Origin of the sequence: Pseudoalteromonas aurantia, assembly GCF_005886875.1 — a bacterium.
In the GTDB taxonomy this organism is placed as follows: Bacteria; Pseudomonadota; Gammaproteobacteria; order Enterobacterales; family Alteromonadaceae; genus Pseudoalteromonas; species Pseudoalteromonas aurantia_A.
Genome location: NZ_PNBY01000030.1, coordinates 1 through 24,751, shown reverse-complemented (window position 1 = coordinate 24,751; position 24,751 = coordinate 1). Strand labels below are relative to the sequence as shown.

Annotated in this window: 22 protein-coding genes; 12 read left to right on the top strand and 10 right to left on the bottom strand. The window is 40.8% G+C overall.

Going from position 1 to position 24,751, the window contains the following annotated elements:
• Positions 1-49 precede the first annotated feature (49 nt).
• Together CWC18_RS06995 and sthA are read left to right on the top strand one after the other, a co-directional pair.
• Positions 50-1,186: an acyl-CoA desaturase gene (locus CWC18_RS06995; RefSeq protein WP_138591577.1), complete on the top strand. Its 1,137-nt coding sequence runs from the start codon at positions 50-52 to the stop codon at positions 1,184-1,186.
• Between the two features lie 42 nt (positions 1,187-1,228).
• The gene (gene sthA, locus CWC18_RS06990) at positions 1,229-2,665 is read left to right on the top strand and encodes a Si-specific NAD(P)(+) transhydrogenase (protein WP_138591578.1); all 1,437 of its coding nucleotides are present in this window, start codon (positions 1,229-1,231) and stop codon (positions 2,663-2,665) included.
• A gap of 65 nt (positions 2,666-2,730) precedes the next feature.
• On the opposite strand, the gene CWC18_RS06985 is transcribed toward sthA, so the two are convergent.
• Entirely contained in the window at positions 2,731-3,966 is a 1,236-nt protein-coding gene (locus CWC18_RS06985; RefSeq protein WP_138591579.1) for a hypothetical protein, read from the bottom strand.
• On the bottom strand, positions 3,956-4,591 hold the full coding sequence (locus CWC18_RS06980; protein WP_138591580.1) for a methylamine utilization protein: 636 nt from the start codon (positions 4,589-4,591) through the stop codon (positions 3,956-3,958). Before CWC18_RS06980 ends, CWC18_RS06985 begins: the two co-directional genes overlap by 11 nt.
• A 202-nt stretch (positions 4,592-4,793) precedes the next feature.
• Between CWC18_RS06980 and CWC18_RS06975 the strand changes: the two genes are divergently transcribed.
• A complete protein-coding gene (locus CWC18_RS06975; RefSeq protein ID WP_138674977.1) occupies positions 4,794-6,836 on the top strand; it encodes a glycoside hydrolase family 97 protein in 2,043 nt (680 codons plus the stop codon).
• Between the two features lie 360 nt (positions 6,837-7,196).
• On the opposite strand, the gene CWC18_RS06965 is transcribed toward CWC18_RS06975, so the two are convergent.
• Positions 7,197-7,460 (bottom strand): hypothetical protein, encoded by a 264-nt coding sequence (locus tag CWC18_RS06965; RefSeq protein ID WP_138591582.1) that lies wholly within the window; start codon positions 7,458-7,460, stop codon positions 7,197-7,199.
• Between the two features lie 674 nt (positions 7,461-8,134).
• On the opposite strand from CWC18_RS06965, the gene CWC18_RS06960 reads away from it, so the two are divergent.
• The gene (locus CWC18_RS06960; RefSeq protein WP_138591583.1) at positions 8,135-9,073 is read left to right on the top strand and encodes an alpha/beta fold hydrolase; all 939 of its coding nucleotides are present in this window, start codon (positions 8,135-8,137) and stop codon (positions 9,071-9,073) included.
• Between the two features lie 179 nt (positions 9,074-9,252).
• On the top strand, positions 9,253-9,936 hold the full coding sequence (locus tag CWC18_RS06955; RefSeq protein WP_138591584.1) for a DUF1707 SHOCT-like domain-containing protein: 684 nt from the start codon (positions 9,253-9,255) through the stop codon (positions 9,934-9,936).
• A gap of 190 nt (positions 9,937-10,126) precedes the next feature.
• Here the strand turns inward: CWC18_RS06955 and CWC18_RS06950 are convergent, their stop codons facing one another.
• Both CWC18_RS06950 and CWC18_RS06945 read right to left on the bottom strand, forming a co-directional pair.
• Positions 10,127-10,648: a GNAT family N-acetyltransferase gene (locus CWC18_RS06950; RefSeq protein WP_138674976.1), complete on the bottom strand. Its 522-nt coding sequence runs from the start codon at positions 10,646-10,648 to the stop codon at positions 10,127-10,129.
• Positions 10,645-11,847, bottom strand: a complete 1,203-nt coding sequence (locus CWC18_RS06945) for an MFS transporter (RefSeq protein ID WP_138674975.1) — start codon at positions 11,845-11,847, stop codon at positions 10,645-10,647. Before CWC18_RS06945 ends, CWC18_RS06950 begins: the two co-directional genes overlap by 4 nt.
• Positions 11,848-11,949: 102 nt before the next feature.
• Between CWC18_RS06945 and CWC18_RS06940 the strand changes: the two genes are divergently transcribed.
• Positions 11,950-12,834, top strand: coding sequence for a LysR family transcriptional regulator (locus CWC18_RS06940; protein ID WP_138591587.1), 885 nt, complete (start codon positions 11,950-11,952; stop codon positions 12,832-12,834).
• Between the two features lie 36 nt (positions 12,835-12,870).
• On the opposite strand, the gene CWC18_RS06935 is transcribed toward CWC18_RS06940, so the two are convergent.
• The gene (locus tag CWC18_RS06935; RefSeq protein WP_138674984.1) at positions 12,871-14,034 is read right to left on the bottom strand and encodes an MFS transporter; all 1,164 of its coding nucleotides are present in this window, start codon (positions 14,032-14,034) and stop codon (positions 12,871-12,873) included.
• A 115-nt stretch (positions 14,035-14,149) separates the two neighbouring features.
• On the opposite strand from CWC18_RS06935, the gene CWC18_RS06930 reads away from it, so the two are divergent.
• The 4 genes from CWC18_RS06930 (at position 14,150) to CWC18_RS06915 (ending at position 19,293) form a co-directional block, all read left to right on the top strand.
• Positions 14,150-14,956 carry an AraC family transcriptional regulator gene (locus CWC18_RS06930; protein ID WP_138591588.1) on the top strand — a complete coding sequence of 269 codons (807 nt, stop codon included), beginning with the start codon at positions 14,150-14,152 and terminating at the stop codon, positions 14,954-14,956.
• 142 nt (positions 14,957-15,098) lie between these two features.
• Complete coding sequence (locus tag CWC18_RS06925; RefSeq protein ID WP_138591589.1) at positions 15,099-17,798, top strand: PKD domain-containing protein; 2,700 nt, start codon at positions 15,099-15,101, stop codon at positions 17,796-17,798.
• Between the two features lie 438 nt (positions 17,799-18,236).
• On the top strand, positions 18,237-18,569 hold the full coding sequence (locus CWC18_RS21420) for a trypsin-like serine protease (RefSeq protein WP_349304804.1): 333 nt from the start codon (positions 18,237-18,239) through the stop codon (positions 18,567-18,569).
• A gap of 70 nt (positions 18,570-18,639) precedes the next feature.
• Positions 18,640-19,293 (top strand): XRE family transcriptional regulator, encoded by a 654-nt coding sequence (locus CWC18_RS06915; protein ID WP_138591590.1) that lies wholly within the window; start codon positions 18,640-18,642, stop codon positions 19,291-19,293.
• 59 nt (positions 19,294-19,352) lie between these two features.
• On the opposite strand, the gene CWC18_RS06910 is transcribed toward CWC18_RS06915, so the two are convergent.
• On the bottom strand, positions 19,353-20,246 hold the full coding sequence (locus CWC18_RS06910) for a bifunctional GNAT family N-acetyltransferase/hotdog fold thioesterase (RefSeq protein ID WP_138591591.1): 894 nt from the start codon (positions 20,244-20,246) through the stop codon (positions 19,353-19,355).
• Positions 20,247-20,408: 162 nt separating this feature from the next.
• Here CWC18_RS06910 and CWC18_RS06905 point away from each other — a divergent pair, with 162 nt between their 5' ends.
• Positions 20,409-21,098 carry a spermidine synthase gene (locus CWC18_RS06905; RefSeq protein ID WP_138591592.1) on the top strand — a complete coding sequence of 230 codons (690 nt, stop codon included), beginning with the start codon at positions 20,409-20,411 and terminating at the stop codon, positions 21,096-21,098.
• Here CWC18_RS06905 and dtd read toward each other — a convergent pair.
• The 3 genes from dtd to CWC18_RS06890 form a co-directional block, all read right to left on the bottom strand.
• Positions 21,095-21,532 (bottom strand): D-aminoacyl-tRNA deacylase, encoded by a 438-nt coding sequence (gene dtd / locus CWC18_RS06900; RefSeq protein WP_138591593.1) that lies wholly within the window; start codon positions 21,530-21,532, stop codon positions 21,095-21,097. The genes CWC18_RS06905 and dtd overlap by 4 nt on opposite strands.
• 75 nt (positions 21,533-21,607) lie before the next feature.
• On the bottom strand, positions 21,608-22,549 hold the full coding sequence (locus CWC18_RS06895; protein WP_138674974.1) for an alpha/beta fold hydrolase: 942 nt from the start codon (positions 22,547-22,549) through the stop codon (positions 21,608-21,610).
• Positions 22,550-22,579: 30 nt separating this feature from the next.
• On the bottom strand, positions 22,580-23,455 hold the full coding sequence (locus CWC18_RS06890; RefSeq protein ID WP_138591595.1) for a virulence factor BrkB family protein: 876 nt from the start codon (positions 23,453-23,455) through the stop codon (positions 22,580-22,582).
• A gap of 86 nt (positions 23,456-23,541) precedes the next feature.
• Between CWC18_RS06890 and CWC18_RS06885 the strand changes: the two genes are divergently transcribed.
• On the top strand, positions 23,542-24,189 hold the full coding sequence (locus tag CWC18_RS06885; RefSeq protein WP_138591596.1) for a DUF2959 domain-containing protein: 648 nt from the start codon (positions 23,542-23,544) through the stop codon (positions 24,187-24,189).
• Positions 24,190-24,751 lie beyond the last annotated feature (562 nt).

Genomic DNA, 24,751 nt, shown 5'->3' with positions numbered 1-24,751 from the left:
CAGAATGAAATACTATTTTAGCGTACAAGTGTACGCTGAGATTTAAACAATGAAAAAACCGCCGATTATTTGGACAAATTTGCTGTTCTTTAGCCTGACTTTTCTGGCAGCCATCACATTAGTGCCCTGGTATGGCTATGAATATGGCTATACTGCTACACATTGGGCTGTATTCACAGCTTGTATGTTCTATGCAGGATTATCAATTACTGCTGGTTATCACCGCTTGTGGGCCCATAAAGCCTATGATACACACCCTGCTGTGCAGTGGGTATTCGCCATTGGTGGAGCATTTGCATTACAAAATAGTGCCTTGCATTGGAGTAGCGACCACCGAGTTCATCACGGTCAAGTCGACGATCCAGTTAAAGACCCCTATGCTGCAACAAATGGCTTTTGGTATAGCCATATTGGTTGGATGTTACGAGACCATCAGGGCGAAAACTATGGTGACTACAGTAATGCCCGAGATTTACAGCGCAACAAGATCGTGATGTTCCAGCACCGCCACTACCTAAAACTCGTGCTAGCAACCAATATTGGCATTCCCTTACTACTTGGCCTATTAGTGGATGATGTCATTGCCATGATGCTACTCGCTGGTTTACTGAGATTAGTATTGAGCCAACATTTCACTTTTTTCATTAATTCATTAGCGCATATTTGGGGCTCTCGCCCTTACACAGAAAAAAACACCGCGCGCGATAATGGCTTTTTAGCGCTTTTTACTTATGGTGAAGGGTATCATAACTTCCATCATATTTTTGCTAGTGATTATCGCAATGGCATCCGCTGGTATCATTACGATCCCACCAAATGGATGATCCGCGCCATGGCAGCTTTGGGTTTAGCGTATAAACTTAAACGTACGCCTGTAGAGCGTATTGAAAAAGCCAAAGCAGAAACCTTGCTCATTAAAACCAAAGTTCGCTTAGCAAAATTGCCTTTAGCGCAAGATAAGCTTACATTGTTACAACAAGAGTATGAATTGCTTATAAAAAAGCTCCAAACATTTTGCTCTGTGCAAAAAGAATTATTAGAAGCAAAAAAAGATTCCATGCGCGAACAGTGTGATAAATCAACACTCGCAAAACAGTACCAAGAATTAGAAGCTGCTTGGCACGAGCAAAAACAAGCATGGTTGGCATTAAACGCGAGGCTGTTAAAACCGTCATTTAGTCTATAACTAAATTTCACAGCCTCTTAAGAGACAGATTGAGGAGAGGCTGTGACTAAACCAAAACAAACCCCTGAAACCCCACAAGCACCAAATTATCAATATGATGCAATTATCATTGGGACTGGCCCAGGTGGTGAAGGCGCAGCAATGAACTTGTCAAAGAGTCAAAAGCGCGTCGCAGTGATTGAGCGTCAACGAGCAGTTGGTGGTGGCTGTGTACATTGGGGTACCATTCCTTCCAAAGCATTGCGTCACTCAGTTAGCCGGCTTATCGAATACAAAGCCAACCCGCTATATCGCTTTACCGGAAAACCTCAACGTCATACATTTCAAGATATTTTGAATCACGCCAGTGCGGTTATCTCTAAGCAGTCGAATTTACGCAGTAGCTTTTACGATCGCAACCGTATTCACCTATACCAAGGTGATGCCAGTTTTGTCGATGCCCATACCATCAAAGTTCAACATGAAGATGGCTCCCAAGAATTACTCACCGCACACACCATCGTTATTGCAACTGGCTCTCGCCCCTATCGTCCCCCAGAGGTTGATTTCAGTCACCCTCGAGTGTATGACAGTGATACTATTTTAAGCCTTAAACATAACCCTCAACGGGTCATTATTTATGGTGCAGGGGTAATTGGCTGTGAATATGCGTCAATCTTTAAAGGGCTTGGCGCCAAAGTAGATTTAATTAATACCCGAGATCGATTACTCGCTTTTATGGATGCGGAAATATCTGATGCATTAAGCTATCACTTTTGGAACAGTGGTATTGTGATCAGGCACAACGAAGAGTTTTCTAAAGTAGAAGGCAGCGAAGAAGGCGTTATCTTACATCTTCAATCAGGCAAACGTGTAAAAGCAGATTGTATCTTGTTTGCCAACGGCAGAACAGGTAACACCAATGGCCTAAATCTTGCTGCTGTTGGTTTAAAAGCGGATGGTCGAGGTCAACTTAAAGTCAATGAAAATTACCAAACTGAACTCGATAACGTCTATGCTGTAGGTGACGTAATAGGGTATCCAAGCCTAGCCAGTGCTGCATTTGATCAGGGCCGCATTGCCGCAGATGCGATTGTGCAAGGCGATAGCGCTGATAAACTCATTATTGATATACCCGCTGGCATTTATACGATTCCCGAAATGAGTTCTGTAGGTAAAACAGAGCAAGAATTAACCGCAGCAAAAATTCCCTATGAAGTTGGCCGTGCACAATTCAAACATCTCGCCCGGGCACAAATTACGGGCACTGAAGTTGGCAGTTTAAAACTGCTGTTTCACGCAGTAACAAAAGAGCTACTCGGTGTACACTGCTTTGGTGAACGAGCCTCTGAAATTGTTCACATTGGTCAAGCCATTATGGAACAAAAAGGGCCCGGAAATAACGTAGAGTACTTCGTTAATACCACATTTAACTACCCAACCATGGCAGAAGCATACCGGGTTGCTGCGCTCAATGGCTTAAATAGGTTATGTGATTAAAATGAGCAATATATGATCAATCGACGTCATTTCCTAAGTACGGCTAAGATTGATCATTGATTACTCTAGAATTGGTATTTAGCCGTGAGCCGCCAGAGGTTTTCGTACGCATTTTCATCTCGACCTACAGGAGGTCTAAACGATGCCTGTGTATCTAGATATTGCCATTCTGCGCCGACTTGCCAATGAGCAGAAAGCTGTTTCTTTAGATTAACAGTTACAGAGTTCGTCTGACTGGCATTTGGATCAAATTGCCAAATATCTTTGTCTATCACTTTAGAGTGCTCTACACGCGCGCTGATCCGATAACGCTGCCAAGTATGGCTGAACATCACAAACCAGCTATTAAAATCATTGTCTACGCCGCGACGCTCGCCCATTGCAGTATTGCCAAACATCGCTTGCATAATGAATTGCGTTTGCCTCGACAATTTACTCCGCCACGCAATATTCCAGAACTTCGTATCCCATGCATATTGCCGTGTTTTTTGGTTAAGTACTGAGGGATCACCGTTGTTATCATACCAATATAACCTTAGCGTATGCTTTTTTAAGTATTCAACATGTGTTCCTACATAATAACCAAAGCGTCCATCCACTTCACTAAACGGCTCTACAAATTGCCCTTGCTGCGCTAATTGGGGTGCCCTTAATGCGTATAATGGCGCAAATTGTATACGCTCATTGATCACTGATTGCCTATCATGAGGCGCAAAACCTCGCCACGCAAGTAAGGTCCCAGCCGGATCATTTCCCTTATATATGGCCCCTAAAAAACTCATATCATATTTGCTACGAAATCGTCTCGCAGGGCGTTTTAACTCAAATTCTGCACCAAACGTGCGAACTTCTTCCCCAATCCATGCGTTAAGTGCTGAGTACTGGTAGGTGTATGGAGATGACCAAGCAAGCGCTGGATTCTCTAATGACATACGCGGGTAAAAGGCACCAATACGAGAACGAAACTGATATCGTTTTGCCAAAGGTTGATAACTTAAATATGCCTCTGTAAAACCCAACTTATGACTCGGATCAGGAACATATTGCGCTACAGCATGGCCCGACCAAGCTGAGCTTAAATCAAGCCTCCCTTCAAGGGTCGCCCTAGACACGTTCAGTCCATCACTGTGTTTACCAAACCGGCTCATACCCCAACCACCAGATGTCCATGATGTTTGCTCACCACGTTCATGGGCACTGATCTCTACCGTACCATGTAATTGCCCTTCAAACGCACTCGCTTGATATGCTAGCCATGGCAATAAGTACAGAGCCCATATCTTGCCATTTTTAATATCCATCTGTTTCGTCCGTTAAAAAGTCGAACTTTTCAAGCAAAGGCTGCTTTAACTGGTACTGTACTTTTTGTGACACATCTTTAATTGTCAGTACCTGTGATTCTGGTTTATCCAAATCCTCAAATCGCTCATGCCATACATGTAAGTTTACACTGCCTAGTTGCTCAGGGTTTAATGGTAAATCAATCTTGCCTTGTTTATCCGTTAATCCATACACGCCCGAATTAACTACCAATATATAACCCAACATCCAGTCATGAATATTACACCCTAATTCAACCACCCCGGATTGTGTAAACTTAATAGGAGCTTGTGGTTTATCGCGGTATAGCTTTAATTCAAACGCTTTTGGCTCAGAAAATGAGTACACATGATGTAAAATAGAATCAAAGTTAGGAAACTCAACCTGTGCCTCTTGAGGTATGATCAACACATGCGGTATGAAATTACGATCTTTTTGCCCCATATTATATTTTTTTAATAGTGATGAAGGTTCTACGGACCATAAACCTCCTTCTAACCAAACAGCGGCACCTGCCAACGGCTGACCCAATGTATCCTTCACCGTTACTTCCAAGGCTTGACAAGAAAACCCAAAAAAGCATGCTAACCCTATAACTTTTTTCATTTTTTACCAATCATACTATGTTAAACCGTATGTTTTTCAGTATAGATTATCGACTCAAAAACTCGCATTTTTACAGAGATATAAACAGACCGGTCTAACCAAATTAATCATTCACCATGAATACGTATGCAGCCTATTCACCCACTATTTCTAGCAACGTATGCTTAGCCTTACTCGTAAAATGATTATTAAAAAGGCAGTTATGTACTTACGCATCCTAATGTCAGTGGGTATCACCTTGTTTTCATCACTCGCATTTACTGCCAGTCACTCGGTCTGTTCACCGAATAAAGCAATTACAGTCACTGTCAATGATGATAACGGGCAACCAACGTATCAAGTCCGATTTAAAGATCAGCTCATCATTGATAACTCAAAGTTAGGGTTTGATTTTCTACGTCATCCTGCCATGCGTAATAACCTCACTTCTTCCCAAGTACATACTGTCTCTCACCATGCTCAGTGGCAGCAACCTTGGGGTGAAACACGGTTGATCACGGATCACCATAACGAGTTAACCCTCTCATTCGTCGACAAAGACACTGACGCCACGGCTTATAAATTACATGTCAAAGTATTTAATGACGGCCTTGGGTTTAGATATGAACTCAATAAGCCTCATGCCCTTAATATTACTCGAGAGCTTACAGAGTTTGCCTTTGCTAATGGTGACAAAAGCACCGCGTGGTGGATCCCCGCACGAGGTTGGAATCGATACGAATATACCTACAACACCACTGCGCTGCATGATGCAATGCATGTGCACACCCCTTTCACTTTAAAAAATGCAGCGGGTGTACACATCAGTATTCACGAAGCGGCACTGATAGACTACGCAGCCATGACACTAAATCAACGTCGACCAGGTACCTTCATTGCCGACTTAACCCCTTGGTCAGATGGTATTGCAGTGAAAACAAACGGCACCTTTAACACCCCTTGGCGTACGATTCAGATTGGTGAGCATGCCACCGATTTACTCAATTCACACTTAATACTCAATTTGAACGAGCCCAATAAGCTGGGTGACGTATCTTGGGTAAAACCGGGCAAATATTTAGGAATATGGTGGGGCATGCACATTGGAACGCACACCTGGAGCAGTGGTGAAAAACATGGTGCTACCACTAAAAACACCAAGGAATATCTTAACTTTGCTGCGCAATATGGCTTTGATGGGGTGCTTGTTGAAGGATGGAATACAGGGTGGGATGGAGACTGGTTTTTCAATGGCGATGTTTTTAATTTTGTTGAGAGTTACCCTGATTTTGATATAGACGCGATTAGTCAGCACAGCAAAAAAGTAGGTGCACAACTCATTGGTCATCATGAAACATCAGGGAATGTCAGTAATTATCGCACGCAAATGAAAGACGCTTTTACGCTTTATCAACAAGCCGGTGTATCACAAGTCAAAACAGGATATGTCGCCGATGGTGGTAACATCAAGCGCATTGATGAGCGAGGTCATGCCCGCTTTGAATGGCATGATGGGCAATTCATGGTCAACGAATACTTAGATAATGTGATACTTGCAGCGAAATATAAACTCAGTATCAATACCCATGAGCCCATTAAAGACACAGGATTAAGGCGCACCTACCCAAACTGGCTTTCCCGCGAAGGTGCACGCGGACAAGAATTTAACGCATGGGGCACACCACCTAACCCTCCTGAGCACACCACATTACTACCTTATACACGTATGCTAGCAGGGCCAATGGATTTTACCCCTGGCATCTTCGATATGAGCTTTAATGGTTTGGGCGATAACACAAACCGTCCACAAACCACGCTCGCCAAACAACTCGCTTTGTACGTTGTCTTATACAGTCCTATTCAAATGGCTGCTGATCTACCTGAGAATTACCTCGCCAAACCAGATGCCTTTCAATTTATTCAAGATGTGCCAACAGACTGGGAACAAAGCATCGCATTAGCAGGTGAAGTGGGGGATTACATCGTATTTGCTCGTCAAGAACGACAACGCGGGAAGTACGCTGGAAAAGATTGGTACCTCGGTGCTATCACGGATGAGCACCCTCGAGTAACCAAAATTAAGTTAGATTTTTTGGATAAACACACAGAATACGAAGCCCATATCTATCAAGATGGCGAAAAAGCGGAATGGAAAAATAATCCATACGACATACACATTAGTAAAAAAAGAGTGAAAGCAACTGATTCACTGACTTTGAAGTTTGCATCAAGTGGCGGCACTGCCATCCGTTTTAAAGCGCTGTAATCATTGGAGAATATAGAAATATCAAAATTGTCAGTTTAACGACTAAGTTAAACTGACAACCTAGTTATGCTAACGCGTTATTGTTGAACTGCTGGAGCGCTGCTATTGAACGGAAAATCGTTATATCGTTTATCATAGATACCTGTTGCGCAATAGTTATTACTTTCCCAGGTGCCATCCTGATAAAGCACACGTGTTACACATGCAGTTGCGTCTGAAATGAAATCTTTGCCATAACGGCCATCTTCGCTAAAACTACAATATGTTGAAGTATTACAGCGCCATCAAACACATAACTATAAATCACAACATCAATTACGTGCGCTGGTAAAAATGTCATCGCGCGATCACTGTCGAGCATCATTTCAGCGGTATCTTGATTGGTAATATTACGTACATCCTGCTCAGTGAGTAATGCTGAGCAAGCTTATTTAATGCGACTTTGCGACTTGCTTTGATGGCTTGTTGACCATACAGATCGAGTACAGGATTTGTGCCTATAAACCCAGTTCTTTCTTGTGACACTGGGTTTTGCAACCAACATGGCAAGCGTGACTCTTTTACGGCCTCTTTTATTTGTGTTATTGCTTGCTGATAGCGCTCAGTAATCGTGTTGCAGCCCACTACTGATGCAAATCATTCCCGCCTAAAATTGACCTTACAACTGGGGGACTCATTCGCTTTTTTTGCGCCTTAAAAGGCCTTGATACACATCAAGGCACAGCCTACATTTTATTCCCTATAGAAGCTAAGCCCCATCACTAGACAAAGCACACCGACGTTACGTCACAGAGTACGATAAACGTGCAAGCATGGTACGTATTTCATACGCAAAGCGCCTAGCATATATACAAAATTTAAAGATCTTTACCGCCCATAGATAGATCATTGTGTAATAACTAACTTATAAGACTCAAAAAACATAAGAATATCAGTAACAAACCCTAAAGAAATAACTTGTTAGCAAACGAAAAAAAACACCCAACATGGAAACATAAAACACACTCAGCAACATAAAAAACACCTAAAAACATTAAATAAACACACCGGCAACAAAACCGGATCACATAATGAGCAACTTAACAATCAAGCTGGTAATTCACGCAAATGTTACCAGTGAGAGCGTTCTCTAAGATTGGTACTCATTGCCTTTAAAAAGACGATCCACCTTAGATCCTTTGATTTAAATTGACCTTATCAACCACGTTCTTTTTTTAGACTCAAGAGGCGCACAAAATGTATACTAGCCAGCTATACTCACTCACACGTTTAATCGATTAAAAAGTCATACATACAACGTGGCAATACAACAGATCCAAACAAAAAGTGGCCTGTATATTCACTACCAAGACGAAGGGAAGAAAAGTGCACCCGCTATTATTTTGATTATGGGGTTAGGTGCGCAAATGACAGTGTGGCCTGATGGGTTTTATGATGCTTTAGTAAATAATAATTTTCGGGTAATACGATTTGATAACCGTGATGTTGGGTTATCTAGTCAACTTAATGAGCGCGATGCGCCCAGCTTATTTTCAATCTGGCTTAACAAGCACTTTTCTTTGGGGAAAAGTGCACCTTATTCACTTGAAGATATGGCAGAAGATGTGATCTGCCTGATGCAAGAACTAAAAATATCACGCGCCCACTTAGTCGGAGCATCTATGGGAGGCATGATCGCGCAAATCATTGCGGCGAAATACAAAAAGAAAGTCTTAAGCCTCACCTCTATCATGTCGACTCCCAATGTAATAAGCTTTTCTGCAACCACTTTAAAAACAATTGTAAAACTTGCCCCATGGAGCCTAAAGCCAGCGACACGTGACGCTGCAATTAATTACAACGTCAAGCTCAATCAAACAATAGGGAGTCCACTTTTTCAACCTCAAGAATCAGTCTTAAAAGCGCAGGCAGCTGAACAAATTGATAGAGCACACAATCCTAGTGGCATAAAACGACAGCTCTGTGCGATCACAGCCACTGGAAAAAGAACGCACTTAATCAAAAAAATTAAAGCACCCACCTTGGTGATCCATGGGGCTGCTGATCCACTTTTTCCTATTTCTGAAGGCATTAATACCGCTAAACTCATTCAAAAGTCCAAGCTTAAAATAGTTCCTGAGCTTGGCCATGATTTTCCGCCTAAGCTCATGGAAAAAATAGCGCACTGGATCAGCAAACATGTTCGCTACGCGGAAAAAATACGCATCCAAAAAAAAATTAAAAAGCTCACAAAATAACAAGCCATACAGAAATATGTCAGCGCGTTTTTTAACTATAATTTAGTCATTATTACTATATTATAGTGTGTAAAATAACATCAAAAATTATAATATACTGATAGTAAACAATAAAATAAATGGTCTTAATATTGCTTCATACTGTGTAAGTTCACTCACCAGACAATAACGGAGAATGTATGTCAGTCCCAACATCAGATAGACCCCTAGAAAAAGTAAAAGAAGAAGTCATTGATCAACTGATCCTAAATTATAGCCATGGTGAGATCTCGGCAGATGCGTTTGAACGCCGACTAGATCAAGCATATGCATGCGACGCTCCAGACGATCTTACGGCACTAACAGCCGATCTTCCGCTACAAACAGATCCACGCTATCAAGCAGAAAAACTATCGTGCGTACAACCTAAATTCACGGCATCAACAGAAAATAATGCCCAGCTAAATATTACCTCAATTTTGAGTTCTGATAACCGTTCTGGGGCATGGGTAGTACCTAAAGATATTTATATTAAAAATTATTCAGGCTCTGTCACACTCGATTTTAGAAATGCAGTATTTACACACCCTAACGTTACGATACATATCGATTGTATTTTGGGCAGTGATGCGTTCATCGTCCCTGATAATATAGACGTCACCACCAGCACTAAAAATATTTTAGGATCGGTTAACAGTGATAAGAGCTCGCTTGAAAACGTCACAGTCACTGGGCAACGGCCGCATTTACATATTAAAGGCAGAGTGATTTTGGGCAGTGTTGATGTCACGATGAAGCAATCTATGAAGCAGTCGCTAAAGCAATTTGCTGATCATCTTAAAGATCTATTTGATGATCAAAGTAAGCGTAACAAATCACATTAATGTCATTGTATACAGTACAAAAAAAGGCGCTTTAACTGGGTGACTGAAATCATAAAGAAAATTACTCATACGGTTATTCTGTATGAGTAACACACTCCAATGAAAGATTGACTTTCCCCCCTTAGAATGATCACGTTCATTTCAAGCTCATATTACTGATATGAATAAAGCGCAAAGCAGAATAATATGCTTAAGGACGACAGATACCATAGCTATAGGCATCTAACCGCTCACCTCCAATTAAAAAGTGAGATTTAAATACCCCCTCTCTTTGCATCTGCAGTTTTTCCATTAACCGCCATGAGGGCGTGTTATCAACAGCACATACCGCCACTATTTTTATAACCTCGAGCTGTGAAAATAACTGTGTAATGAAGGCATCGACGGCTTCAAAAGCATACCCTTTGCCTATCACCTCTTTTTTTAGTCTATATCCTATCTCTCCGACTAAACTGGTCTTGTTGATATACTTAAACATCACTTCCCCGATCAGCTCATTCGATCCATTAAGTGTAATGGCCAGCGCCAATCTCTGGTTTTCTTCACCTAACCAAGGCTGACAATTCTCAACTAAACGCTGCTTTGCCTGTGCAAAAGTGATCTGATCGCTGATATAACGAGATGTTTGTGGACAACTACGGTGCGCAAAACTCGCGTGAAGATCCGCCATAGTCATCGGTCTTATTGTTAATCTGGATGTACAAAATTTCATTCTCTATTCCCTACTACTTTGCGCGCTATATGCTGAAAAACATCATTAAAGAAAATCCTCTGGGGTAATAACTTAAGCCAAGCGAATAATAATAACGCAGCGGCTAACATAGTTACCCAGGCAAGGTCATTAAGCGAATGTATGAAGTAAGCATTGCAGCCTACAGCCAATAAAGTGAACCCCAATAACTCAACCGCCCCCACCAATGCATTCGCACTGCCGGCTTGTGCAGCATAATGCACACCAAGCAATTGCATATAAGCTGCAAAATAGCCCCCAAAAACAACCATGATAAAACCATATCCAAGCAATGCATTAAATAGACTAAATGGGAGTAAGCTGTAACACATGGCGCTTACGATCAATAAAGGCCAAAAAAACGCAAACAAGGCAAGTTCATTCATCGTTTTATGCAAACATTTACTGATAAATGCACCGATCAACAACCCACTCATTGGCAACATCATCACCATGCCAAATTGCTGTTCCGTGAGTTGAAAATACTGCTGTAATAAAAACGGAAAGTACAATTGAGTCGTTAAATAAAGAAAAGTGGGCAACCATTTAAATGCTGCAATCGCAAGAAACTGACCTTCTTTTAGTAATTGGCCATATTGTCTTAGCAAATACTTTGGTCGAATGGAGTTCATCGCGGGCACATAAGCTCCGATGGGTAATATCCACCAACCCACCACGGCTGTTACACTAAAATACCCCGCTAATAACCATGCTATAAATTGCCAATTTGCCACATACGCAAGCGTTCCCCCGATGAGAGGAGCCAATATCGCAACACCACTGGATACCAACGCCAACTGAGCCATCGCCATTTTTAATTGTGGGCCGCTTAAAGTCGCGATTAATAATGTTCTACTTATTAATAAAGGCGCTGCTGCACCAATGCCTTGTAAAACACGCCCCACCGTGAATAACTCTGCGGTCGTAGCCACTGCACACAATAAAGTGCCAAAGATGAAAGTACTTTGACCCGCAAAAAAAATAGGCCTATCACCGAACTTATCTCGCAGTGGTCCTACAACTAACTGCGATGCGCCCAAGCATATAAAATACCCCGTGACCATCGCTTGGCTTTGCACTGTACTTAACGCCAAACTGTCTGCTATTTGAGGTAATGCAGGTAAAAAGATTTGGCTGGCAAGCTGCGAACATGACAACAATAAAATAGCCAATCCCAACATATACTATGTTCCATACAGAGTGATTTTTATACACTATAATCTTTACTTTACTGACTAAAAACACTGTAATTGGCAAAACATTATTTCTTACTAGGAATTAATATGGATTGGCTAACTGCAACCCGCAGCTTTACTGCACTCGTTAAGCATAAAAGCTTTACCGTAGCAGCTGAACACCTAGAGATCTCAGCTTCGGCAATGAGTAAACGGATCGACTGGTTAGAAAAACAATTGGGTTTGAGCTTGTTTACACGTACTACTCGACAAGTAAATCTCACTGAAGAAGGACACAGTTTTTTACCCAAAGCAAACGCACTTCTCAGCCAATTTGAAGAAATGATAAATCACAGTCATGAGAGCACCAAAGTACCTACAGGTACCTTGAAGATTGCAGCAACACTAGCTGTAGGCAGTCGCGTGTTACTGCCACACATTAGACAGTTCTTAAGCCTTTATCCAAAAGTGAACGTGCAGCTTAATGTTCTTAACCCTGGTGCATTACCAGATTTACAAAACGATTTAGTGATCACTCGACAATATGATGAATTTGATTCATTAGCACATAAAGGAACACGGCTATTAAACTATCAAATGCAGTTGTTTGCCTCACCAGATTACATTGATAAACACCCACCAATAAAAAACCTCCAAGAGCTTCAAGCACACAAAATGCTGCTCAGTAACTATTATCAAAAAAAAGGCCATATTGAGCTGAGTGACGGAACGCGCTTCTTATTTCAGAATTATAATTTTGTGTCTGACAATTTAGACTCAATTTTAGAAGCGGCTATTCAAGGTATGGGAGTTATTTTTATCTCTCCTACTTATATCAGTAAGCAACTTGGTGAAGGTAGCTTAGTGCCTTTATTCCCTTCTTTACACTCCGCAACCAAACAGCTTTGGGCTTACTACCCTAAAAGCACCTTTGTGCCACTCAAAACCCGTTTATTTATCGATCATATAAAAGAAGGGCTAACGGCGTTATAGCCGTCAGCCAATAAGAAATCGATGTTCACTGATACATTATGAGCCGCGTAATGACAGCTTATCTAAATGCAGCGTAACAAATTGGCTCAATAACAGTGAGCACGCAGCTAGCCCCGCACCAAAATAAAATACTAGGGCTTGGTCGTACAGCCACACCATACCGAAAGCTGCAGGAATAACCACTGCAGCAATATGATTAATGGTAAAACTCACACTGGCCGTCGCCGCAATATCTTCAGAATCTGCAATTTTTTGAAAGTATGTTTTTAATGCAATGGCCATCGCGAAAAACAAATGATCGATTAAATACAACGCCGCCGCAAACATAGCAGAGTCAACGACCGCATAACCAATAAAAACCAAAACAAGGCCCGAGTACTCAATAGTTAGCGTTTTCTGCTCACCTATTTTACTAATCATCTGTCCAATCTTTGGTGCCACAAAAATATTTATAAGATGATTAACCATATATAAGGCGGTGATCTGCGCCACGTCAAACCCAAACTTTTCAACCATCAAAAAGCCCGCAAATACCATAAAAATCTGTCTACGTGCCCCAGAAAAAAATAGCAGTATGTAATACAAACTATACTTTTTACGTAAAACAATTTTTTTATGCTGGGTCGACGACATGGTAAAGGAAGGAAAAGCAATAATAAGGTATATCGTGAACAATAGCCCTACCCCGCCAATTGATAAATATAACCATGGGTAGTCTGTCACAAAAAAGGTAACAGACAACCAAATCGCAGCATAAGTCAGCAATGAGGCCATTGACTTAATTGACATCAGCCGTCCTAACTGTTGCGGGGCTTCATTTTTATTAAACCACTGTAAACTCAGCGATTGATTGATTGTTTCAAAGTAATGAAAGCCAATCGACATTAAGACCGTTGTAGCATATAACCCATAAATAGTGGGAAATAGGCCTGTCACCGCAACCCCTATTGACAATAAACACAAGCTGACCAAGGCAAATGTTTGCTCCTTTAAAACTAATAATACAAACACGGCAGTAAAAGCGAGTAAGCCGGGGATCTCTCGTAAGGATTGAAGCACCCCCATATTCGCACCGGTAAATTGGGCAGCTTCTATTGCAAAGTTATTGAGTAACGCCATCCATCCAGCAAACGTGATTGCCATAATAGACGTAGCGATGGCTAAAAAACCAAATGGGGAACGCATAGTAACCAAACTCATTTTGTTATTCATATTACCCTTCCAAAGCACAACAAAGTTTATGATCAAAATCTATCGATTGTTTAAAGAACGTGATTATTGTATGCTCAAAAATAAATGACCAAAATTACCTAAAATGACAGATGGTTTATCAGATCAGACACAAAACCCGTGGCAAAGTGTAAAAGCTCGCATAAAACTTACACAGATCGATAAACCCATTTATCCACGACCAACAACTATGCCGCCTTGGCAACACGTACAGACTCACCAACATACTTGGGGTCAATTAGCCTATACAAGCAATGGCGTATTGACGGTTAGGACCCCTGTTGGTCGCTTTGTTATTCCACCTGACCAAGCACTTTGGATCCCACCTAATCTGCCCCATGAGACATTTTGTCGCTATGGCGGGCACTTTCGTAGCGTCTATATTGAAAAAAAGTATGTTGATGTTTTAGGTGCCGACGCAAAAATACTCCATGTTGATGATCTATTAAAAGCGATGATTTTAGAAGTGTGTCGGTGGCCAACCGATTATGCTTTAGACGACAGCACGCTGCGCTTTGTACAAGTATTCATCGACAGGCTCAAAATGGCACAAACCAGTGCATTTTTTCTCCCCACGGCTCAAGACAAGCGCCTCATACCTATCATTAGTGAACTACACGCAAACCCAGGTAACCCCAACACATTAGAACAATGGAGTGAACAAGTTGGCGCCTCAAGTCGCACACTTAATAGGCTGTTTAATAGAAGCTTTTCGATGAACTTTAGCCAATGGAAGCAAAAGCTCAGAGCATTGCGCGCAGTTGAAATGCTCGAGGCAGGTCATACTCAGCAAATAATTGCTGAACAACTCGGCTTTGAATCAAGCTCTGCGTTTAACACGGCATTTAAAAAAGCATTTAACTGCACGCCAGGGCAATATTTAAGAAAATAACGAGGTCCCCCCCTCACATCTCATATTATGCATGGTTCATAATATCCTAGATACATATCGTAAAATGATTACTTTCATACCTATAAATAGTACAATTGCCATTGAAGACTTCTTTATTAATGATACTAAGAACTAGGGAACTATGAATAGATTACATACATCTAAAGGATTAGCAGTATCGCTTCTTACTTTAGCTTTAACCGCATGTGGCGGTGGCAGTTCTAACTCATCTGCTCAAACACCAGTCACAGGTACAACACCTACAAATGTAGCACCTGAAATACCAGATATCTCTGATTTAACCGTTATGGAGCGAGCAGAGCTGACTATTACTGCAAACGCAACAGACTCTGACGGCACAATTGCAAGCTATGCATGGGAGCAAGTTTCCGGCACTACACTTACAATAACAGGTTTGGAAACGGCAAGTATTCAATTCACAGCACCTGATATAGATACATCTGAAAATATTGTTTTGCGCCTCACTGTGACAGATGATAAAGCAGCGACTACAAGTAAAGACTTCTCAGTATCACTTGAAGCATATGAGGCTATCTCTGAAGAAAAAATTAGTGATCAAGCCCTATTGAGCTGCGCACTCAGTACAAATATGGATATGGGTTCAGATTCACTGACATGTATTAACAGCCCAGTATCAACATTGGATGACTTGAACAAATTTACAAACTTGAAATCAGTACATTTAGAAGGTACTCAAATTTCAGACATTGCGCCTTTAGCCAATATAAGTTCACTACAAAACCTCACCTTAATAAATAACCCAATTGATGATATCACTGTTGTTGAACAACTAGAGTCTTTAACGACATTATCAATTGTTCAAGGTGCCTACGGCTTTGAAAACCAGACAATCAGCCTAGATAAGTTTAGTAATTTAACACAGCTGACATTTAATGCAGAGCAGCATTATTATCATAGTAGATTGCATATCAAGTTCAATACACTGCCAAATACTCTGACACACCTGAACTATGTGAAAGGTCGTGACTTTGATGAAGCGCATTTAAGTACACTCACTAATCTCACCCATTTAAAATTAGACTCTGTAAGTGTAAATGAAGCCCATATAAAGCCCCTTATTAACCTAGAAAGCTTAGCGCTGCGTAAGATTAGTAACTTCCAATCATTGTCATTTCTTACTGTAATGCCCGCAATGAAAGAGCTTTCTTTTGAAAATATATCAGCTGCCGACTCAACCGCACTCTCTCTTTTAACAAATTTGACATCTCTGTCATTAGTAAATCACAACTTCACAGATTTAACCTTCATTAGTGCAATGACTGACTTAGAAAAGTTAGTGCTCCAAGGTGGATATTCAAGTTCTGATTTTGATACTGCGCTTCTTAGCGATCTAACTGAACTAACCGAATTAGTAATTACTAACTATGCACTGGTGAGTCCAGAAAATTTGGCAAACTTGACCCAAATGACATCTCTGATACTAAACAATACTGATCTGAACTCAGTCAGCTTTGTAAAAAGTATGCCAGAGTTATTAAAATTTGATGTGCGCAACAATTCAGAATTAAATGACATTGACTGGTTAGAGTTCACCCCAAAAATAGAGTACTTGAATGTTGAACGTATTGGCAGCATTAGTAACTTATCAGTTATCAGTCAGCTACCAAATTTATCAGAGCTAGCACTAAGTGCAAGTTCATACTACAGCACTCATTTAGACGCAACTATTTTGCAAAACTCATCTCAGTTAAAAAAATTAAAAGCTGAAACGAGTACAATTGAAAATATCGAAGTCATAGAAAAAATAGTTGCATTAGAAGAATTAAACCTAAACTTGAACACTCTGGATACATTACCAAGCTTGGGGGCGCTACCGAACTTAAAAAATGTATCGATCCGCACTGATAGTAGTGAGCTTACTGATATCTCTCAATTATCTCAAAATGCCCGTCTAGAATCGCTGGAGTTAAGCGGGTTCAGTAACGTAACCGATATCACCGTATTATCTGGCTACTCTAACCTAAAAGCGCTCAAACTAACGAGTTTTGAAGTATCAGATATAGCTCCACTCACACAATTAACCGGCCTGACCAGCCTCTCATTACGCTATTTTGATGAGCTTTTATCAGCAAAGGCATTATCCAGCTTAACCAATTTAAATACATTAGATTTAGAGCATTCATATAACATTCTATGTGCCGACTTAGAGTTCCTAAAAAATACGTTCGCGGATATCAATTACAAACAATCTTATAACTGTATTGAACAACCAATTAACTTTGAACTAATTACTGATCCAGCTATAGCTGAATGTCTAAAAGATGTAAGAGACGCGGCCAAAGTGACACAAATTAGGACATGTGGTTCCTCAGCGATCGAGTCTCTCGCGGGTATAGAGCAATTTTCAAACCTTACCTCTCTAAGTTTCAGATATCTTAATTCTGGTGAAATACTGAACAGACCGGTGCTCGCTCAACTCGCACACTTGAATAACATTGAACTGTATAATAGTACATTAACTCATTTAGAAGGGGTGACACTGCCTGGGCATGTCAAAAGCCTGAGCATCAGAAGTACGCAAAAATTTAGCATTAGCACATTTATTGCTCCTTCATTAACGTCGCTAAATTTAGAGTATATCAACTTATTAGACCCTGCAAAGCTCAGCAGCTTTCCAGGGTTAACACACTTAAACTTAGAACACACTGATATTCGTGACTTGTCTGCCTTGCCTACATTGAGCAAGCTAGAGCGCTTATCACTGAGTTATAATTCTAACCTACCATGTGCTGATATCGACGCTCTAAAGGCGGCTAGGCCTAATTTATACCTTCGTTTATGGAATACAAATTGCGGTTAGTAATTTAGCAACTTGTATTATTTTATGAGCTTCTTAAGTCATATTAATTGACGCTCTTTTAATCATAGTGCGCCTACAACTTTGAAGGCACACTATGATTTTTTCAAGATAGCATTTCCTTGTTATATCTTTGAAACCTTTTCTTCAATAAAAAATATAGCCCCCGAGCAGTGCAATTGGCATAAATATCTCATAAAGAAGTGAAAATTGAGATACTCTCACCTGTCCCTATTTATAATTATATGAAATAGAAATTCAAACAACGCATTTACATTTTGCTTGTATTTGTATGTCAATCCCCACATTCTCGTTGGCTGATACAACACACAGCATGAAAAAATTACAATGAACAAGCGAAATTCATTATTTAAAAAGGTGTCTCCAAACATCGTCGGTGGCCAACCTACTGATACCAGCCAATGGTAATTTTACACCCAGATACTCAATTCAAATGGCTCAACTACATTTTGTGGTGTTAGCTACATTGGTGATGGCTATGTATTAACAGCCGCGCATGGCGTTAAGAATAAAGCGACACGCTTTTTACACGTTAAAGCCGCTGGGTTTATAGTTGGCGGTAATAACGGTGACCGTATTCAAGTAGCTGAGAAGTTTGTTCACACACAGGACAACTCAAACACGCTAAATCATGACGTCGCACTTTTGAAGTTAGAGCGCACACCAACACTAGGGCTTCAAGTTGCACTTGCGCAAGGGCATCACACCAGACACCCCAACTCCCTTAACCCACTTTTATCTGTATCTATTTAAAGAGATTAGATAATATAGCGGCCATTAATCAGTCACTTCAATACCGAAGTAATTAAATATAAGTGAACATATGAACACCGCTTTTTCTCGACGTTTTTGCGAATTAGTAGAGCAATTTTCAGGGGGTAACAAGCGACAATTTGCCGAGCTTACTGGTAAGTCTCCCTCTCATATTTATCGTATTTGTAGGGGGTTAAGTCGCCCTTCCATGGTGTACTTAGAACACCTTTACGGGCTATTTAAAATTGATTTAAATTGGCTACTCACTGGTGAACAACCACTCGATAAACCTTATCATCATTCCGATGAACAATTGTTACTAGTCCCCAAGCTGGATGTCGAGGCGAGTGCCGGTTTTGGTAGCATCAATGGCGCAGAAGATGTCACCGAGCAATTTGCACTGAACAAACACTGGTTAAGCTCACAATTAGGTGTGCATGGAGAGCAATTAGCGTTTGTTTCAATTCGTGGTGACAGTATGCAGCCCACATTGCATCATGATGATATGGTCCTCGTTGACTTAAGCCAACAGCACCCCACTCATGAAGGTGTATACATCATACAAACCCATGAGGGTTTGATGGCGAAACGATTAAAGAAAAAAGCTGACTCAATTGAGGTGATCAGTGACAACACTGACTACCCTAGTTGGCAAATAAACCATGAAAATGCTGAACAACATGCGGTTGCTGGCAGAATTGTATGGTGTGGCAGGAACATATGATGATTACGAGTTAAAGCCCTAATAAAGTTGCTTTAACTCGTATCCACACACTCTTGTAATTAGCGTTTGACGACAAATATACCTTCGAATTGCGCAACGACCACATCTTCATCATAAACTGTGACCGGTACAATGTATTTCGCTTTACCGTGTGTTTCTAATTCTATTAATTTACCCCTGCATTCACTAATACACACAGTGGCTCTTGGCGCTGTTGTGAGTGGTCTTAAATATTTAATATTGGCATCAGCCAGTACAATGTTACCCTCGAGGTTTAACTCTTTTAAAGCCAAGTAGGTTGCACCCCAGCCTGTCAACGTTGCCATACTATATACGGACCCCGCAAACATAGAGTTATGTAAATTCAAGTTAGCTTTAAGATCAGCACGCGTTGAAAACTGCCAATCAGTATAACTTTCTACCTTAATACCCATCGCATCACTGATCGGAATAGACTCCCGCCAAGTGTCTTGTAATACTTGTGTCCAATCAGGGTGACGAAACCAACCGGGTTCTGACGGATTTTGTTTGACCATTTTCCAGTGTTGAATATCACCAAATGCCAAATGTGCTTTTTCAACCACTTTGTAACCATGGCCTTCATAAAATGCCAATGCGCGCTCACGAGCATACAAGACCAACTCATCGGCATTCTGATTCCATGCTAACTTTTCTAATTCATGAAGTAACCGGCCACCTAAACGCTGCCCTCTGTGCTGCTCAGAAACCGCCATATAGCGCACTTGAGCTTGTTGTTGGGTATTAAAGTGTAACCGTGCAACTGCGAGTACGTCACCCTCATTATTTTTAATAAAGCGATGTTCCGATTCTTGTTCTAAATCGTCCTGTTCAGAGCCTCGCGGTTGCTCCCAAGGGGCTCGAAGCACTTGCCAGCGCAACTGATAATAATCTTGCCAATCTTCGCTACTTTGTGGTGCGGTTACTTGAAACATAAAAATTCCTGTTGTTGTCCATCTAGAGATGATTTTTATGACCCTCACCTTACTAAAAATTCACGTTACTGAATATAACATTTAAGTATTACCCGCTTTTCTTGCGTAAATATTACTTAACAAAGTGGCATTGTAGGAACGCTCTACTATGCTGATGTAATTATGATGAATTTTATGACTGCCGAGGGCACAGTCGCTAACCAATTTGTTAAACAAAGTCATGAATTGGGTCATCTACTTTATTGGCATAAGCATGGCAGTGTTAGCATACAAATAAGGCAAGACAAAACCTTACGCTGGTTACTGATCAACGACACCTTACAATCTGTTGTGGAAAGAAACCACCCAGAGAATCTTCTGTTTCCACATTTACAGCAACTCGCCCGACTTTGGCATTTATACACACCACCTAGTAAGGTCCTCGAACTCGGCCTTGGCGCTGGTGCAATCAGAGATTATCTGCATACAACTTATCCAGAGTGTGATGTACTGTCGGTTGATAACAACCCTGATATTATTCGCTGTTATAAACGCTACTTTAGCGGTGATCACACCTGCGCCGTGGCCTGTATGGATGTTGATGATGTATTGACCAATAATAATCAATACGATTGGATCATTCTCGATTTATTCAGTGAGTTTGATGCCCCGTTATTTTTATTTCAACATCAGTTCTACCAACAACTCAGAGCTTGCCTGCGCCCTAGTGGAAAGCTGTTTATTAATTTTTTAGCCGAACATGAATCACAGCTAAAACAGGTCACACATTTACTTATTACCAATTTTGGTAAAAAGCCTCACATAGAGCAAGTGCCACTCTATGCCAACCATATTATTGTAGTCAGCCGCTAACTTTCTAGCATAAACGTCACAGGTCCATCGTTATTCAACGTCACCTGCATATCGGCACCAAATTGCCCATTGGCGACTTTTATTCCAAGTAATTTAGCGCGCTCAGTAAAATAGTTATACAATGCTTCTGCTTGTACAGGCGTTGCGGCAGATGAGAAGCTCGGCCTCATCCCCTTTTTAGTATCCGCCGCCAACGTAAATTGCGATACAATCAGTAACTCACCTTGAATGTTTTGCACACTTAAGTTCATTTTTCCCACTTCATCCGTGAATATTCGGTAATTGGTAATTTTGTGGAGTAATTTGTCTGCCGTCGTTTCATCATCATGCTTTTCTACACCTAATAACACTAAAACTCCTTGTTGGATCTCACCAACTGTTTGCCCCTCTACCATCACACTGGCATGTTTAACTCTTTGAATTAACCCTTTCATACACTTTTTTTATTCGTAAAAAATCATACACAAATGGTATATTAAAGCCCCTTCGCTGCCTATTCATTATCGGTATTAATGACATAATTTGCATGCGAGTAAATCGGCAGCCCTTCGTACAGCCTCAACATACACATCATTAGCATTGCAGTGGCCTAATCCATCCAGCACAAATAATTGTGAGTGTGCTTGATGTGCCAGTCGCTGTACTGGCGCAAATCGGCAAACTAAGTCATGCCGACCATGAATAAACCAAGTAGGGATCTCTGTTAGGTGCTCAGCAACAGATTGTAATGGACGAAGCTCAGACATGACCTCTGGACTGAAATAGTGGCACATCAACTTCGCTTGTTGCAGTACACTCTCGTTATCCTCTAAATGATAACGGCCTGCTAATGCACCAAGCGTTAGCTGTCTATCCCAAGCATGCCAGCGCTGTGCTGCTTTATGCTGCGATAGCTCATCCTCACCAGTTAATGCGAATAAATAGTGTTTTAAGATATCTTGGAGATCCGATTTTTCACTTTTAAACGTTTGATATTGCTCTGGGTAAAACTGCGCCCCCGCACTGTTCGGCCCATATAACCATTCAAGATCATGATCTGTGCCTAAAAAGCTCGCCCATAAAATCAACCCCTTCACTTTATGTGCAAAGTGGCACGTATATAACAGAGCTAAAGTTGCACCCCAAGATCCGCCAGCCAGAATACATTGACCAATCGCCAAATGCTCGATTAAACGCGAGATATCATCGACTAAATAACTCGGAGAGTTATGCGTAAGCTCTAAAGGAGTTGAGGCGCCACAGCCCCGTTGGCTAAACAAGATAATACGATATCGTTTAGGATTAAAGTATCCAGCACTTTCACGACATAAACCAGCACCTGGGCCACCATGGCATACTATGACAGGCTGCCCATGTACATCGCCATATTCTTCAACATGGATCTGATGACCTTCACCTACAGGTAAATGAAAGCTTCGTACTGGTTCACTCACGGCATAGCGTTGAGTCATATTACACACCTTTTTTGTTAAAGGTGCCTTTTAAGACTGTTTATTCTCCAGAAGAGAGCGTGTTTGGCGTTCCCCCAAACACACCGTAAATTCCGCACCAAGTAATACAACAATCCACGATAAATAAACCCAAACAAATAAAATAGGCACAGTTGCAACAGCGCCATAAATCACTTCATACGAAGGAAAGTGACTTATGTACATCGCAAATCCTTTTTTGGTTAATTCAAATAACAGCGCAGCAAATAATGCCCCGGGTATAGCAGCTCGAAAAGACACACGGGTATTAGGCACTAAAGTATAGAGCATAATAAAGCCAGCCATAGAAATTACATACGGTAAAAGCTTCAATAAGAAACCACTAAAACCAGGTATCCCCTGATCTGCAAAAGAAACCAAAGAAACAATGTAGGAGGTTACCCCAATACTCGCCCCTAATAATACCGGGCCTAGTGTTAAGACCATCCAGTATATCGCAAATGAAATCATCATTGGTCGCTTCTCTTGTACTCGCCAAATCCGATTTAACGCACTATCCACGTTCCTGATCAGTAGCAACGCAATGGCTGCTAAAAAGCCAATACCAACGGCCGTCATTTGGTTAGCATTACCTGTAAACGCACTAATATGCGCTTTAATAGAATCTGTTGAGGTCGGCACAAAATTTGTAAAAATAAAATTTTCAATCGCCAATCGCGTCTGTTCAAATCCAGGGAAAGCCGAAAAAATAGCCACACCTACCGCAATAAGTGGCACTAAAGACAGCAAGGTGACATATGCTAAATAACCTGCATTAACAGTAATCTGGTCTTCTTGACAGCGCTTCAAATAAGAAAGCCACCATTCAGGCTGCCTTAACCCCCATGCTTTAATTTGAACTATACTTTGTTCAACCTTTTTATTCATAATGTACTTAATTCCCAAAAACACTTTGCACATCATAACAATCAGCTACATAATTTACAGCAACAGACTAAGAAAATAGGGTGAATATGAAACGCTTTACACTCGCAGCTGCCTTATGTATTTCCTTGGCAGGCTGCCAAACTGCATACTATTCGGCAATGGAAAAAGTCGGGGTTCATAAACGTGAAATTTTAGTAGATAGAGTCGAGGCGACCAAAGAGTCTCAACAAGAATCCCAAGAAGAATTTCAATCTGCGCTTGAGCGCCTCACCAAGCTGATTAATTTTGATGAAGGAGAGTTACAATCTGCCTATGAACAGCTTAATGATGATTATGAGTCAAGTTTATCAGCAGCCAATGATGTCAGTGGCAATATAAACAAAGTAGAAGACGTCGCTGAAGCGCTTTTTAGTGAATGGGAAGACGAACTAACCCAATATTCTAGTGCCGCCCTCAAAAGAGAGAGCGAGAAAAAACTAAAACAAACACAGCGCCAATTTAATAAATTACTACGTTCTATGCGTAGTAGTGAAGATAAAATGCAACCTGTACTTTCATCTTTAAAAGATAATGTATTGTACTTAAAGCATAATTTAAATGCGCAAGCGATAGCAGCCATTCGGGGAGAGTTTAAGAATTTAAAAAGTGATATTCAGTCTTTAATTGATGATATGAATCGTTCAATCGCTGATTCCAACACATTCATTGAGCAAATGAATGCCTCAAGTACCTAACAAAAACTCTTAGATTGTATAGCGAGGTACATATATCTCGCTTTCCCTTCTCTAGCGTATCGTGCATTTCAATGCAATCAAGGTTAAGTCTAATAAACTTTAAAAATACTCCATGTTGAGCTAAGGGCTGTTGAGCTTTGCTGTTCTATTTTTGTTCTCTTTGAGCATACTTTTATCACAGCGCTTAATGTGTGGCCTAGTACTCTAAGCGAATATTAAGCAACAAAGAGAAAAAGGCGCTCAAAAGAACCGATAGACGCAGTATGAGATGTTATTAGAAAATAAATAACATCACTGACTATAAATCGAAAAAAGACTAGCCCTCCATACCTATTTCAGCAGTTAATGCCACCCTGACCATGACTATCAGATAATTTAGCATCATCAGCTTAACTGCCAATGACACTCTTCACACCAATTTCTAAAGACGAACTCTATGAATTTAACAACTTACTGGTATAGAAATTGGAAAACAAAACATTAAATGATAATTATTTTTATTTGGTGTTGACAAAAAGCTAAATCTAACTGATAATCAATATCAACAAGAGTGATGCATACT